Source organism: Syntrophales bacterium (assembly GCA_026417625.1).
Classification (GTDB): domain Bacteria; phylum Desulfobacterota; class Syntrophia; order Syntrophales; family UBA8958; genus JAOACW01.
On record JAOACW010000002.1, the window covers coordinates 148,379 to 162,369 of the forward strand.

At 44.0% G+C, this 13,991-nt stretch carries 19 protein-coding genes and 1 tRNA gene; 5 read left to right on the forward strand and 15 right to left on the reverse strand.

Going from position 1 to position 13,991, the window contains the following annotated elements:
• Window positions 1–15: 15 nt before the first annotated feature.
• Genes N2317_02255 through N2317_02305 form a run of 11 tightly spaced genes read right to left on the reverse strand, consistent with a single transcriptional unit; the run spans window position 16 to window position 7,580 of the window.
• Window positions 16–1,212, reverse strand: coding sequence for a bifunctional 3,4-dihydroxy-2-butanone-4-phosphate synthase/GTP cyclohydrolase II (locus tag N2317_02255; protein ID MCX7816321.1), 1,197 nt, complete (start codon window positions 1,210–1,212; stop codon window positions 16–18).
• A gap of 4 nt (window positions 1,213–1,216) precedes the next feature.
• The gene (locus tag N2317_02260) at window positions 1,217–1,867 is read right to left on the reverse strand and encodes a riboflavin synthase (protein MCX7816322.1); all 651 of its coding nucleotides are present in this window, start codon (window positions 1,865–1,867) and stop codon (window positions 1,217–1,219) included.
• A gap of 2 nt (window positions 1,868–1,869) precedes the next feature.
• Window positions 1,870–2,331 carry a transcriptional regulator NrdR gene (gene nrdR / locus N2317_02265; protein ID MCX7816323.1) on the reverse strand — a complete coding sequence of 154 codons (462 nt, stop codon included), beginning with the start codon at window positions 2,329–2,331 and terminating at the stop codon, window positions 1,870–1,872.
• Window positions 2,328–2,801, reverse strand: a complete 474-nt coding sequence (locus N2317_02270; protein MCX7816324.1) for a dCMP deaminase family protein — start codon at window positions 2,799–2,801, stop codon at window positions 2,328–2,330. The genes nrdR and N2317_02270 overlap by 4 nt, the downstream gene beginning before the upstream one ends.
• On the reverse strand, window positions 2,798–4,084 hold the full coding sequence (locus tag N2317_02275) for a serine hydroxymethyltransferase (protein MCX7816325.1): 1,287 nt from the start codon (window positions 4,082–4,084) through the stop codon (window positions 2,798–2,800). The genes N2317_02270 and N2317_02275 overlap by 4 nt, the downstream gene beginning before the upstream one ends.
• A 21-nt stretch (window positions 4,085–4,105) precedes the next feature.
• Window positions 4,106–4,567 carry a ribose 5-phosphate isomerase B gene (gene rpiB, locus N2317_02280; GenBank protein ID MCX7816326.1) on the reverse strand — a complete coding sequence of 154 codons (462 nt, stop codon included), beginning with the start codon at window positions 4,565–4,567 and terminating at the stop codon, window positions 4,106–4,108.
• Window positions 4,564–5,808: a beta-ketoacyl-ACP synthase II gene (gene fabF / locus N2317_02285; protein MCX7816327.1), complete on the reverse strand. Its 1,245-nt coding sequence runs from the start codon at window positions 5,806–5,808 to the stop codon at window positions 4,564–4,566. Before fabF ends, rpiB begins: the two co-directional genes overlap by 4 nt.
• A gap of 24 nt (window positions 5,809–5,832) precedes the next feature.
• Window positions 5,833–6,069, reverse strand: coding sequence for an acyl carrier protein (acpP, locus tag N2317_02290; GenBank protein MCX7816328.1), 237 nt, complete (start codon window positions 6,067–6,069; stop codon window positions 5,833–5,835).
• A 28-nt stretch (window positions 6,070–6,097) separates the two neighbouring features.
• The gene (gene fabG, locus N2317_02295; protein ID MCX7816329.1) at window positions 6,098–6,838 is read right to left on the reverse strand and encodes a 3-oxoacyl-[acyl-carrier-protein] reductase; all 741 of its coding nucleotides are present in this window, start codon (window positions 6,836–6,838) and stop codon (window positions 6,098–6,100) included.
• Window positions 6,835–7,023 (reverse strand): 50S ribosomal protein L32, encoded by a 189-nt coding sequence (rpmF, locus tag N2317_02300; GenBank protein MCX7816330.1) that lies wholly within the window; start codon window positions 7,021–7,023, stop codon window positions 6,835–6,837. Before rpmF ends, fabG begins: the two co-directional genes overlap by 4 nt.
• Window positions 7,024–7,043: 20 nt before the next feature.
• Window positions 7,044–7,580 carry a DUF177 domain-containing protein gene (locus N2317_02305; GenBank protein MCX7816331.1) on the reverse strand — a complete coding sequence of 179 codons (537 nt, stop codon included), beginning with the start codon at window positions 7,578–7,580 and terminating at the stop codon, window positions 7,044–7,046.
• Window positions 7,581–7,735: 155 nt separating this feature from the next.
• Between N2317_02305 and gltX the strand changes: the two genes are divergently transcribed.
• The 4 genes from gltX (at window position 7,736) to N2317_02325 (ending at window position 11,218) form a co-directional block, all read left to right on the forward strand.
• A complete protein-coding gene (gene gltX, locus N2317_02310) occupies window positions 7,736–9,151 on the forward strand; it encodes a glutamate--tRNA ligase (GenBank protein ID MCX7816332.1) in 1,416 nt (471 codons plus the stop codon).
• Between the two features lie 82 nt (window positions 9,152–9,233).
• Window positions 9,234–9,305, forward strand: a tRNA-Glu gene (locus N2317_02315).
• 26 nt (window positions 9,306–9,331) lie between these two features.
• Window positions 9,332–10,402: a UDP-glucose 4-epimerase GalE gene (galE, locus tag N2317_02320; protein MCX7816333.1), complete on the forward strand. Its 1,071-nt coding sequence runs from the start codon at window positions 9,332–9,334 to the stop codon at window positions 10,400–10,402.
• 21 nt (window positions 10,403–10,423) lie between these two features.
• Window positions 10,424–11,218 carry an SAM-dependent chlorinase/fluorinase gene (locus tag N2317_02325; GenBank protein ID MCX7816334.1) on the forward strand — a complete coding sequence of 265 codons (795 nt, stop codon included), beginning with the start codon at window positions 10,424–10,426 and terminating at the stop codon, window positions 11,216–11,218.
• Window positions 11,219–11,224: 6 nt separating this feature from the next.
• On the opposite strand, the gene N2317_02330 is transcribed toward N2317_02325, so the two are convergent.
• Together N2317_02330 and N2317_02335 are read right to left on the reverse strand one after the other, a co-directional pair.
• A complete protein-coding gene (locus N2317_02330; protein MCX7816335.1) occupies window positions 11,225–11,314 on the reverse strand; it encodes an AURKAIP1/COX24 domain-containing protein in 90 nt (29 codons plus the stop codon).
• A 73-nt stretch (window positions 11,315–11,387) separates the two neighbouring features.
• Complete coding sequence (locus tag N2317_02335) at window positions 11,388–11,726, reverse strand: antibiotic biosynthesis monooxygenase (protein MCX7816336.1); 339 nt, start codon at window positions 11,724–11,726, stop codon at window positions 11,388–11,390.
• 173 nt (window positions 11,727–11,899) lie between these two features.
• Between N2317_02335 and N2317_02340 the strand changes: the two genes are divergently transcribed.
• A complete protein-coding gene (locus tag N2317_02340) occupies window positions 11,900–12,658 on the forward strand; it encodes an amidohydrolase (GenBank protein MCX7816337.1) in 759 nt (252 codons plus the stop codon).
• Here N2317_02340 and N2317_02345 read toward each other — a convergent pair.
• Together N2317_02345 and N2317_02350 are read right to left on the reverse strand one after the other, a co-directional pair.
• Window positions 12,636–12,908, reverse strand: a complete 273-nt coding sequence (locus N2317_02345; GenBank protein MCX7816338.1) for a hypothetical protein — start codon at window positions 12,906–12,908, stop codon at window positions 12,636–12,638. The two genes, N2317_02340 and N2317_02345, sit on opposite strands and share 23 nt — an antisense overlap.
• A gap of 128 nt (window positions 12,909–13,036) precedes the next feature.
• Window positions 13,037–13,834 carry a DUF169 domain-containing protein gene (locus N2317_02350; protein MCX7816339.1) on the reverse strand — a complete coding sequence of 266 codons (798 nt, stop codon included), beginning with the start codon at window positions 13,832–13,834 and terminating at the stop codon, window positions 13,037–13,039.
• Window positions 13,835–13,991: the final 157 nt, after the last annotated feature.

Sequence of the window (13,991 nt, forward strand, 5' to 3'; positions counted from 1 at the left end):
TATTGACCTCTGATTTTATAGTAAGTGTCCTAATTTCTGTTTTTTTGTTTTAAGGTAGTGGACATTGTTGACGTTGGGTTCGATTACGATGGGAACCCTTTCAACTATCTGTATGCCGTAACCTTCAAGGCCGACAATTTTTTTGGGGTTGTTTGTCATGAGTCGCATCTTTCGCACTCCCAGATCTGCAAGAATCTGGGCACCAATACCGTAGTCCCGCAGGTCTGGCTTAAACCCGAGGGCGATGTTCGCTTCAACCGTATCTTTACCCTGTTCCTGAAGGGCGTAAGCGCGGATTTTGTTTACAAGTCCTATACCTCGCCCCTCCTGTCTCATATAAACGATGACACCTTTTCCCTCCTGTTTTACCATTTCCATAGCTCGATGAAGTTGATCACCGCAATCACACCGTTCTGATCCGAATACGTCGCCTGTTACGCATTCAGAATGCACCCTTACGAGAACTGCTTCATCGGGTTTTATTTCTCCCTTGACGAGCGCTATGTGCTGTAAATCATCTACATCGTTTTCGTATACTGTTACCTTGAACTCACCTCCCCAGCGAGTGGGCAGAGTTGCTGATGCCACTCGTCGGATTAAGGATTCGTGTTTTAACCTGTAATTGATTATGTCCGCTATAGTTACTATTTTTAGATTGTGCTCGGCGGCGAATTTTTCAAGGTCAGGCATTCTCGCCATCGTCCCATCGTCCTTCATAATTTCGCAGATCACCGCTGCCGGTTTTAGTCCAGCTAATCGGGCAAGGTCCACGGACCCTTCTGTTTGACCCGTACGGACAAGAACACCTCCTTTTCTCGCACGGATAGGAAATACGTGACCGGGACTCACCAAATCTTCGGGTTTTGCGTCATCAGCAACTGCCGTTAAGATCGTTGTAGCTCTGTCATGGGCTGAAATTCCAGTTGTTACACCCCTTCTGGCTTCAATGGAAACTGTGAATGCCGTTCCGAAGCGGGATCTGTTTTCCGGAACCATGGGTTTTAGGCCCAATCTATCCGCATGTTCCTCTGTTAGTGTCAGGCAGATCAATCCGCGACCGTACTTTGCCATGAAGTTTATGGCCTCAGGTGTCACAAACTGAGCTGCCATGCAAAGATCACCTTCATTTTCTCTGTCTTCATCGTCCACTAAAATTACCATCTTTCCCTGACGAATATCTTCAAGTGCCTCAGGTATGGAGCTTATGGGCATGTCATCACCTCACAAAACCGTGCTTCTGCAAAAATTCCAGAGTTATTCTTTCTTCTTTAGTTTTTTCTTTTAAACTCACGAATTTCTCGATGTATTTACCGATAATGTCTGTTTCGATGTTTACCTGGTCACCGATTTTCTTCATTGTTAAAGTAGTTACACTTGCTGTGTGGGGAATGATATTCACGTAAAAACAATTGTCAAGTACACGATTCACTGTAAGACTCACACCATCGACCGCAATTGATCCTTTTTCCACAATGTACCTCATAAGCTCGTTTTTAGTTTCGATGGCAATTACGGTCGAGGAGACTTTCGTTTCCTTTATCTTTATGTAACCAATTCCGTCTACATGCCCCAAAACGAAATGACCACCCAAAAAATCTGTCGGTCTTAGAGGTTTTTCTAGGTTGACCAGAGACTCCAATTTCAAATTACCGAGGGTGGTTCGGTTCAGCGTTTCTGCTGAAACGTCTGCAGTGAATTCATTTACTGAAACGCGTGTAATCGTAAGACAAACTCCATCGACAGCTATGCTGTCCCCGATCTTCAGATCCTCAAGGTTCAAGTTTGTTTTAATTACAATGCGTGCACCTTCACCTTGTTTACTTAACTGTTTAACTTTGCCAAGATTCTGTATAATTCCTGTAAACACGCTCAGTCCCTTTTGGCGTTGAGGAGTTGTTTCAATTCGTCAAAAAAGTCATTTACATCTCGAAACTGTCGGTATACTGAAGCGAAACGCACGTATGCCACCTTGTCAAGTTTATGGAGTTCATTCATTACCTTCTCCCCGATAAATGATGATGATACCTCTTTTCCCTGAATCTCCTGACAGGCCCGTTCTACCTCATCTACAATGCGGTCGATCTCATCAACACTTATAGGCCGCTTTTCACACGCCTTCAAGAGGCCATTTTTTATTTTCATTCTGTCGAAAGGTTCTCTACGTCCATCTTTCTTTACTACCATGGGATATATTTCTTCCACTATTTCGTAAGTTGTGAATCGTTTGCCACAACCGAGACATTCCCTCCGTCGACGGATGGCATTACTATCTTTGCTAATACGAGAGTCGATAACTTTGTTTTCGTGATAATAACAGAATGGGCATTTCACAGTTTGCGTACCTCTGTCATTGCTTCCCGCAGTATCTCTGATGAGAGGGGATCACTGTAGGGATCTTTTATAATTACTGTTGTAATTCCAGCATTTACGATCATCTTTGCACAAATTACACAGGGGTGGTGTGTGCAGTAAAGGCTTGCCCCTTTGGTGACCACACCGTGTCTTGCCGCCTGGATGATGGCGTTCTGTTCCGCATGAAGCCCACGGCAGAGCTCATGACGTTCCCCGGATGGTACATTGTTTTGTTCCCGCATACAGCCAACTTCTAAACAGTGCCTAAGACCTGAAGGTGCGCCGTTATAGCCTGTAGAGAGTATGCGTTTTTCTATAACGAGGACTGCTCCCACCGCCCGGCGCAAGCATGTCGATCGGGACGCCACGAGTTCAGCAATACTCATAAAATATTCGTCCCATGATGGTCGTGTTTTCGTGATCTTTAGCTCTCTTGCATCATGTATCATGTTTCAGCTGGGTTGAGTTCCTCGATGTTTACACCTTTCAGGTGATCCGCGTAGAGTGGAAATTTTTCACATAACTGGGATACTTGTTCTCTAACTTCTTTGATTATCTTTTCGTTGTCTATGTTTCTCAGCACGGTAGATATGAGCTGTCCAATCAGTTCCATTTCTCCTTCTTTCATTCCTCTCGTTGTTAAAGCAGGAGTACCGAGTCTCAGCCCGCTGGTAACCTGGGGACCTCTGGTATCAAAGGGAATGCTGTTTTTGTTAGCTGTTATACCAGCGCGGTCGAGAGCTTCTTGGGCTTCTTTGCCTGTGATTCCCTTGTCGGTAAGATCTATAAGCATAAGGTGATTGTCCGTACCTCCAGAGACGAGACGGAACCCTTCTTTCTTCAGTGTTGCCGCAAGGGCCTTTGCGTTTTTCACGATTTGTTCCTGGTATTTTTTGAATTCCTCTGTTAGTGCTTCTTTGAAAGCTACTGCTTTGGCTGCAATTACGTGCATTAGGGGTCCTCCCTGGGTTCCTGGGAACATGCGACTGTTGATTAGGGAGGCGTATTCTGCATTACACATGATGAGACCACCCCTTGGTCCACGGAGTGTTTTGTGAGTTGTGGATGTGACGAATTCACAAACGGGGATAGGAGAAGGGTGTAAACCTGTAGCCACAAGGCCCGCGATGTGGGCGATATCGGCCATTATCATTGCTCCCGTTGCGTCTGCTATTTCTCTGAATTTCTGGAAATCGATTGTTCGGGGATATGCGCTGGCACCTACTACAATCAGTTTTGGTTTGTGTTTCTTTGCCAGCTCTTCCACCTCGTTGAAATCGATCTCTTCTGTGTCTCTATTCACACCGTAAAATACGACGTTGTAAAGACGCCCAGAGAAGTTTGCCGGACTTCCATGGGATAGGTGACCTCCATGGGATAGGTTCATCCCCAGTATTGTGTCACCTGGCTGAAGAACTGCAAAGTATACTCCCATGTTTGCCTGTGTTCCCGAATGTGGCTGGACATTTACATGGTCAGCACCGAACAGTTTCCGGCAACGTTCGATAGCGAGGTTTTCCACAATGTCCACGTATTCGCAGCCACCGTAATACCTTTTACCCGGATAACCTTCAGCATATTTGTTTGTCATGACGCATCCTTGAGCCTCAAGGACGGCGTTGCTAACAAAATTCTCCGAGGCAATTAGCTCTAATTTGCTTGCTTGTCTGTGGGTCTCCAAGAGTATTGCCCTTGCCACCTCAGGATCAACCACTTTTAGGTGAGAAAGCATAGGATTTTACCTCCTTTTGTTTTAAAGGCCGTTAGCCTTTTCGATGAGAGTGATTTTTTCAATACGCCTCGCATGCCGACCCCCTTCAAAGGGAGTTTCAAGCCAGATCCTCACGATTTCTGACGCTTTTTTTGGGGTCGTCCACATACCTGAAAGAACTAGAATGTTGGCGTCGTTATGTCTTCTGCTGAGGTACGCCATTTTTTTGTTCAGGCACAATGTTGCCCTAATACCTCTAAACTTGTTGGCCGTAATAACCATACCCGCTCCAGAACCGCATACCAGAATTCCCCGTTTGAACTCCCCTTGAGAAACTGATCGTGCTACAGCCGCTGCATAATCGGGATAATCTGACGGTTCTTCACTGTTTGTACCCACATCCGCTACATTTAAATTTAATTCCTCAAGTATTGTTCTGACAGCCTCCTTGAGGCGATATCCTCTGTGATCGGCACCGATTATTATAGTTTCTATTTTATTCATGATTTGAATTTCTTGAAAATTAGTACAGCATTGGTTCCGCCAAACCCAAAGGAGTTTGACATAGCCGCCCTTACTTCTTTTTTCTTTGCCTTATGAGGTACAAAATCCAAATCCATCATGTCGGGATCGGGATTGAACAGATTTATCGTAGGGGGTATGATTTCTTCTTTTATCGCCATGACACAGAATATTGCCTCCACACCACCTGCGGCCCCTAACATGTGACCAGTCATGGATTTTGTTGAACTGATTGATATTTTATGAATATGATCACCAAATACCCTACGAATGGCCTGCACCTCGTATAAATCGTTCAGCGGTGTAGATGTCCCGTGTGCGTTGATGTAATCTATATCCTCTCTGGTGAGTTCAGCATCAACAAGGGCCGCTTCCATGCATCGCGCAGCTCCTTCGTGCCCTTCTGGTGGCGCTACCATGTGATAGGCGTCACTGGTAATGGCGTACCCTACAATTTCTGCGTAGATTGTTGCGCCCCGCTCCAGAGCATGATTGAGTTCCTCCAGTACGAGCAGGGCAGCCCCCTCGGCGATAACGAAACCATCTCTGTCTCTGTCGAAGGGTCTGCTTGCCCGCTCAGGCTCATTGTTTTTCCTCGAAAGAGCACGCATAGCGTTGAATCCGCCGACGCTAAGTGGTGTAATTGCTGCATCCACGCCTCCTGCAATCATGACATCAGCATAGCCATACTGAATCATTCGGAACGCATCACCAATACCATAAGTACCTGATGCGCAGGCAGCCACAGGACAGGCAATTGGTCCTTTAAGGTTAAACCTTATAGAGACGTGGCCAGCTGCCAAATTTGCAAGCACAGCTGGCACATCAAAAGGTGACATCTTGTTGGGTCCCCCTGAGAGGATCCTCTCTTTCGCATCTTCCATTGTGGAAAGACCACCGATTGCAGAACCTATAATCACTCCTGCTCTGTTGCATTCTTTAGAGGATAACTTTAGACGGGCGTGATCGACGGCCATATCAGCGGCTGCGAGGGCATATATGATGAAGTCATCGTATCTACGCAATTCTTTTTTTGTTACGTGTTTTAGTGGGTCAAAGTTTTTCAGCTCCCCTGCAATCCGTGTTTCGAAATTTTGGCAATCAAACTTAGTAAGGGGTCCTATTCCCGATTTTCCGCTGCATGCAGCAACCCACGATTCTTCTACACTGTTACCCAGAGGCGTTACTGCACCCATACCTGTGACCACAACACGTCTTTTCAAGAAAGACCTCCTTTTTTTTGGAGTTTATTCGACGCCTTTGCTTCGCAAAAACGCTATAACGTCTCCTATTGTTCGTATTCTTTCTAGTTCTTCGTCCGAAACCTGAATGCCAAAATTTTCTTCCATTTCCATGATGAGTTCAACAAGGTCAAGGGAATCGGCTCCCAAATCGTCCACAAATGACGCCTCCGGAACGCATTCCTCCCGGGTTACACCTAACTGTTCCATTATGATTTCGATGACCTTTGCCTCAAGCGACATATAGCATTCCTCCTGAACTTCCGTTTTTTTACATATAAAGACCACCATTGACGCGGAATACCTGACCAGTTATGTATTCTGCATCATCGGAGGCAAGAAAAGCGACAACGTTCGCAACATCTTCAGGTTTGCCAAATCTTTTCAAAGGGATGATCTCCTTTATTTTTTCCTTAGTTTCGCTTAACATTGTGGCTGTCATCTCTGTTTCTATTAGCCCCGGGGCTACAGCATTTACGCAGATGTTTCTAGAACCAACTTCCCTTGCCAGGGATTTTGTAAAACCGATAATTCCCGCTTTCGAAGCTGAGTATAAAGTGTCGCCGGCGTTTCCTGTTTCACCCGTAATTGAGGTGATATTTATAATTTTGCCCGACTTTCTTTTGATCATGTGGCGGATAACTGCGCGACAGCAGTTGATAGTCCCCTGCAGATTAGTACCTATGACTTTTTCCCAGACGGAGTTACCCAATCTTAGGAGGGGACCCCCAACCCAAACACCAGCGTTATTGACTAAGATGTCTATATGTCCCCATTCTTTAGCTATAGAGTTTATGTTTCTCTGAACCGCGTCTTCGTTCCGAACGTCAAAAGGACATAAACGACCTTTTCCTCCAATTTCTTCTACGGCTTTTAAGGTTTCTAGAGCAGCTTTTTCATTCTGTATATAATTGATGTAAACGAAGGACCCCTGCTTTGCTAGTTTTACTGCAATTGCCCTTCCGATACCGCGGGATGCCCCTGTTACAAGGGCCACCTTTTCTACGATCATGTGACCGTTTTTTCAATCGCTGTGATCACTCTTCCCCGGTACGTTCCACATTGACCACATACCCTGTGGGGTAGTTTATGCCCCCCACATTGTGGGCATAAAGAAAGGGAAGGAGAAGTAAGGAAGTCGTGGGCTCTTCTTTTGTTTCTTCTCGCCTTCGAATGTCTTTTTACAGGATTAGCCATAGATCTACCTCTTCAAAGGGTTATTTTACAACCTTGAGTTTCTTTAGTATGGCGAAACGTTCATCTACCTTTTCTTTGCTGCAGGAACATGGTTCGATGTTCCGGTTTTTGCCACATGTTGGACAGATCCCCTGACAATCGTCCCTGCAGAGAACTCTCATAGGGGCTTCAAGTATTAACTGTTCGTATATTAATGTCTCAAGGTCAATGGTTTCGCCGTCGTAATAGGTCACATCAAGATCTTCACTGCTTAGTTCTAGCTCTTCACTGTGGATTACTATTTGATGATAAGGTGTTATAACGTAGCGGAAATAACATTCCACAGGAAAGGTTACTGCCTCTAAACATCTGCTACACGCCATTATCAGAGATGTGGAAATTAACCCATCAACTATTACATTTCGCCGTGCCCTTTTTAACGTGCATGTTACTTGTACAACTGTGCTACTAAAAGGAAGGGGGTCGTTACTGGGAAGCTGTTGTGATAACCACTCCCGGTCTTTAAAAAAATTGAGATGTAAACCTTCATCAGGGATTCTGTTTACATTAATCTTCATATGCTTCTAAGCTTTGAATTTTTTGAAAGGTTTAATTACATTACAAAATAAAAGTCATGTCAAGAACAAAATATCATGTTGCTATTTGAGGAACTTGACAAATATATATACGGTCAATATAAAAGCCCCATTTGACTCGAGAGGGTTGGTGCATTTTGAGTGGTAAGAAGCCTGTAAGAACGAGGTTTGCTCCTTCACCAACAGGGCATCTTCATATCGGTGGTGCGAGAACGGCATTGTTCAACTGGTTATTTGCCAGGCATCATGGGGGGAAGTTCATTCTCAGGGTGGAGAATACGGATCTGAAACGTTCATCGGAGGAGTCAACCCGGGCTATTCTGGAATCTCTAACATGGTTGGGTTTGACCTGGGATGAGGGTCCTTACTTCCAAACGGACAGGATTGAGATTTATCGATCCATGGTGAGAAAGTTAATTGCGGAGGATAAAGCCTATTACTGTGTTTGTTCTCCTGAGGAGCTGGAGACTAAGCGGAGAATGGCCATAGCGGAGGGTCGAAAACCTAAGTATGATGGTACCTGTCGTGACAGGGGTCTAAAAAAGGTAGAAGGAGCAGTAGTTAGATTTAAGGCCCCAAAGATGGGTACCACGAGATTTAGAGACCTCATAAAGGGGTGGATAAGTTTTAGTAATGAAGAGATGGATGATTTGGTTATAGAGCGTGCTGATGGTTTTCCAACTTACAACTTTGCAGTGGTGATTGATGATGCTTTGATGGGGATCACACACGTAATAAGAGGTGACGATCATGTGAATAACAGCCCCCGCCAGATTTTGCTATACGAAGCTTTAGGTTTCTCCATTCCTGAATTTGCCCATGTGCCGATGATACTTGGTCCAGATCGCACAAGGTTGAGTAAACGCCACGGTGCGATGTCAGTTCTTGCCTATAGAGATATGGGGTACTTGCCCGAGGCGTTGGTGAACTACCTAGCACGGTTAGGTTGGTCACACGGTGATCAAGAGATATTTACCATAGAGGAGTTGATCGAATATTTCGATCTGGATGCAGTGGGTAGATCAGCGGCAGTTTTCAACCCAGATAAGTTGCTTTGGTTAAATCAGTATTACATAAAGCAGTATGATTCAGAAAAACTTGTAGATGCAGCACTTCCTTTTTGGCGTGCGAAGGGTATAAAAAAAGAAGATAGGGATTTTCTGAGAAATATTGTGAAAGACTTGAAGAGTAGATCCCGAACAGTTGTGGAACTCGTTGATAAGAGCTTATTCTATTTTAACGATGATATTGAGTACGATCCTGAGGTCAGATCAAAGTTTCTCACAGATGAGATTATCGTCCATCTTGAGGCGATAGCGGTTCGTCTTGCTTCATTGGAAGATTATTCCAAGGGAGGAATAGAACGGTTTCTCCGGCAATTGGCAGAAGAGAGGGGGATAACGCTGAAGACCATTGCACAGCCGCTTCGAGTGGCTCTAACCGGATCCACTGTAAGTCCTGGCATCGACGAGGTTATGCTGACGCTTGGTAAGGAACGCGTTATCAAAAGGCTGCTGAGGGCGATTTCTGTGGGTAGAGAGCGCTCAGGTTGATGCGAAAAATCTTTAAAATCTTCTTGACAAGAAGCAGGGTGTCAAATTAGTTGGTAAGATCATGGTCTTGGACATAGATGCTGGTCCTATCGTCTAGGGGTAAGGACGCCGGCCTCTCACGCCGGAAACCGGGGTTCAAATCCCCGTAGGACCATCAAATTAAGAGAGAAGGAGGACATAATGCGTATGTCATCATGCATTATGTCCTTAATTTATGGAGATGAGGTTATTATGGCGATACTTGTAACAGGTGGGACGGGTTTTATTGGAAGTCACACTGTTGTGGAGCTTATCGCAGCCGGATTTGAAGTCGTTATCATTGATAACCTCTCGAATAGTAGAAGAAGTGTTATTGACAGGATAGAGGTAATTACGGGGGAAAGACCCACATTTTACTTGGCCGATTTGAGAGATGAAGGGGCGTTGAAACGTATTTTTTCTGTAAATTACATTGAGGCTGTTGTTCATTTTGCTGGTCTTAAATCGGTTGCGGAATCTGTAGAGAGGCCACTCGATTATTACGATAATAACATTGTGTCCACTTTGATGCTGTGCAAAGCTATGAGGGAGGCAGGTGTTAAAAAGATAGTGTTTAGCTCCTCCGCCACAGTTTACGGAGATCCTCAAAAAGTGCCCGTTTCTGAGGATGCTCCTCTGAACCCCATAAATCCTTATGGCAGAACGAAGTTAATAATCGAAAACATATTGCGTGACCTTCAAGGAGCGGATAGGGAGTGGAAAGTGGTTTTGCTTAGGTATTTCAATCCTGTTGGAGCTCATGCAACAGGCCTTTTAGGTGAGGATCCACGAGGCATTCCCAATAACCTCATGCCTATTATTACTCAGGTAGCGGTCGGTAAGAGGGATAAACTTTTTGTGTTTGGAAGAGATTATCCCACACCAGATGGAACGGCTATACGTGATTATGTGCATGTCGTTGACCTTGCAAGGGGCCATGTGCAGGCTTTGAAATGGTTATTCAGTGCGGATCCGAGTGATGTCCTCATCTTAAACCTCGGAACGGGTCGAGGGTACAGTGTGCTTGAAGTAATAAAGGCTTTTGAGGAGGCTTCGGGGAGAGCAATACCATATGAATTTACAGTTCGGCGTCCAGGAGACGTACCTGTTATCTATGCTGATCCTTCACGTGCCATGGAAGTGCTGCACTGGGAGGCTCATTATGATCTAAAGCGTATGTGTATTGATGCCTGGCGGTGGCAGTTTCAAAACCCCAGTGGATATCCCTATTGAACTGAAAGAATTTTCCCCATTATGTCTGTTCCTATCGTTACTTTAATTACCGATTTTGGCACTAAAGATCCCTTTGTGGGCCAAATGAAGGGTGTGATGTTGAGCATTAACCCTAGGATTGTTATCGTTGATGTTACGCATCAGATCCCTCCGTTTGACGTCAGAAAGGCTGCTTTCGTGGTGTCAGAGAGTTTTGGTTATTTTCCTCGAGGTACTATCCACGTCGCTGTGGTGGATCCAGGTGTCGGATCTGCAAGAAGGCCGATCATTGTTGCGGCTCAGGGTCATTTATTCGTGGGTCCGGACAACGGTATTTTTTCTCTGATAATTGACGCGGATGATAACTATAAAGTGATAAAAATCGAAAACGTAAAGTTTTTCTTTCCTGAAAGAGGTTCAACATTTCATGCCAGAGATGTTTTTGCCCCAGTGGCAGCATGGTTAGCAAAAGGGATTCCTGTAGAGGATTTTGGTCCCCCTGTAGCGGATCCTGTCACACTGAACATAGATATTCCCTTGATTTTAAGTAACTCCATTAAGGGGAGAGTTGTGTATATAGACAGGTTCGGGAACTGCATTACCAATATTCATAAAAGAATGTTGCCGCGGGAAGATATGAGTACTCAATGGGAAGTTCTCTGGAGAAACAGAACCGTTGAACTGGTAAGTCATTACGAAGCTGCATCAAAGGGCGATATCTTTGCCCTTTTCAACAGCTCGGGTTATCTTGAACTTTTTGTGTTTATGGGAAACTGCGCAGCTGAATGGAACTTTCTCTGTGGTGATGAGGTTGAGTTAGTCTTCCGATCCAAATGAGAGTTTTTATTTCTTTTTATGGCGGTTCATTTTAAGCCTTTTTCTGTATTTGTGCTTGCTCATTTTTTTCCGTCTCTTCTTTACCACACTTCCCATGGCCTAAACTTCCCTTCCTACGGTAATAAGAGCTCTACTACCATAAAATCTATTAAGAGTACAGCAGATCTTATCAGCCACCTTCCCAACCTTTAAAGCCCCTGAGAGTGGCTGTTAGCTTTTCTCCCAGATAATGATAAACCTCGTATTCCGTAACATTCCCAGTTACTTCGTCGATTTTGCTCTGTTTTGCTGTGCGTTCTGGACTTGCTTGCCATGATTTCCAGTCCTCTATACTTCGCCATGTGCTGATCACTAGAAACTTATTCGGATCATCGGCGGAGACGAGAGTTTCACCACTAATGTAACCCGGTTGATTTACCGCTAATTTTCTCAGTTCTTTCACGAGGTCTAGGACCTCTTTCTCTTTGCCCTGAGGGATTTGCCTCCGGATAAACACCTTAACAGCCATGCTGCCCCTCCTTTTGAAATGCTCTTTACGATTTAAATTTAGAGTAACGGCTTTTTGGTGTCAATAGAAAAGAGAAAAAATTTTGTATCATTTACCGTAAGTGTAGACAAAAGTTTCTTTTAGAGGTAAATGTAAAACGAATGGACAGCTAGTTTTGAGGGGAGTTTTGGGCTATGGATGATTACGGGGACCTCAAAATAATTGATGCTCACATTCACTGCGGGGTTCAGAATGTCCATCAGCCTTTTGAAATGATTGTGGATTATCTTAAGACCGGTGGCATATCAGGGGCGTGTTTATTTGCCCCCGTTGAAGACGTATATGATCGCTACGACTACAATTTTAAGGATAATGCTTTCTGGCAGGTGTGTCGTAAAAAAGCGAATGAGTATGTTTTAAAAATTCAGGAAACACACGAATTTTTTTGGGCCTTTTATTTTGTTTGGAACGATTTTCCTGTGTCGGAGTTGAAAAAAGGTTTCAGAGGTGTTAAATGGCATCGGCACGAATACGAGCCAGTGTATAATTATGATGATCCTGCATGTGATACCTTTCTACAAACTGTTTTTCAACTTCGCCTACCTATTATTCTTGAAGAAACTTTCCATAACACGATAATGTTCATCTCTCGGGTTGATGGAAAAACACCGATTATTATACCCCATTTAGGGGCTCTAAATGGAGGGTTTTATGCGCTTTTTCATTCTGGGATATGGGATCTCGAAAATGTGTACGCCGATACCGCACTTGCTTCGCAAGACGAAATAGAAGCTTTCATAAACCGGTACGGCGTGGAGAAACTGATTTTTGGTAGCGATTTCCCCTTTGGCATACCGTCCCATGAACTGTCTAAAGTTAGACGGTTAGGTCTTTCTATGCAGGACTTCGAAAAGGTAGTTTGTAAAAACATCAGACAGCTGATGGGTTGTTAGAACCTTCCCTCGAGAGGATATTGATGGTCCTGTCTATAAGAATTACTGCAAATTCAGGTTCTTGGAGGGCTTTTTGGTATTCATCAAATGTGATGAAGTCACTGTAATTTTCGTAAAGCGTTCCGATTATTTCCTCTAGCTCTGCTGAGGCGATGATTGCACTTCCTAAATCGGCACATCCCATAGAAGATATAGTGAAACACAAAGCTATCCGTAAGGATTTTAGCTCCGATAATTTATCTTTAATCATGCTTAAAGTTTACTTTTTAATTTTGGTTTATTTTTTTAACTTACGCGAGCTGAAAGGTCAAATGCAAATGTGGGAAGGAGAATTGAGAAAGATGATATCAAACTATTTTCCCAATTCCCCGTTTCCCTCTATGACTCTATGCCAATTTTCCTACCCAATTCTTTGAAGAATTTTGGGAATTCAGGCTGGAAGTTAAGGTTCATTGGTATGGGGTATGTTGCCCCGACTTTTTTGCCCGCTTCTTTTAGGTTTTCAAATAGTTCGCTGAGAAATGCGCCGGGAATCGCAAAAATCATTTCGTCATCCTGAGTAAGAGAGAAGATGCGATCTCCAGTGCCAGGAATAGCCAAACGTGCATCCTGGGTTATGAAGGGAGCAATTAAATATTCAGAACATTCGACCTTGCCTCCGCAGGAACACATAACTCTGGTTCCTCTTCCATAAGTCCATGCATGGATCAACCTCATGAGCTGGGCGGGATTACCATAGAAGACAACTGTGTCCGGTTTGAAGCTCGCTCTGTGTAAGGGGGAAAACAGGAGCGCACTGTATTCGTTAGTTTTAAATGTATAGAGATTTTTTGCCTCCCTGTATCCGATTTCCTCGGTTTTTGAATAACTACCTTCGCACCACAGTTGAGACATCGTTTTAGCTGGATCTTCAGCAGTACTGAATCCAAAGACAATTGCACCAGGAACACAAACTACATCTTCCTTCGTGATACCTACAGTCCATCCATAGAGCCGAGCCATAGATAATGCTTGACAGATGGAAACTTTTTTACCGAGCTGTTTAGATGGAGTTCTGGTTTTCTCCGGAAAATCGGAGGTATCTTTTAGAAATTTTGATGCAACAGGGTAGGACTTTAGCCTGATCGTATTTCTGATAAACTCACTTACTTCTTCAAGGTTCAAGTTTGTACTCATGGGAGAACCCTCCTCTTTTTTCGATTTTTATACCATAGGTTTTATCTGGGATACTATTTTTTGTTTGTTTTAACACTGGACAGGTGTATCCATTATGAGTAAATTTTCTTTCTCAGAATTGTGCTAAAAACCTCTACTGTAAACTTGTGGGTAAGTA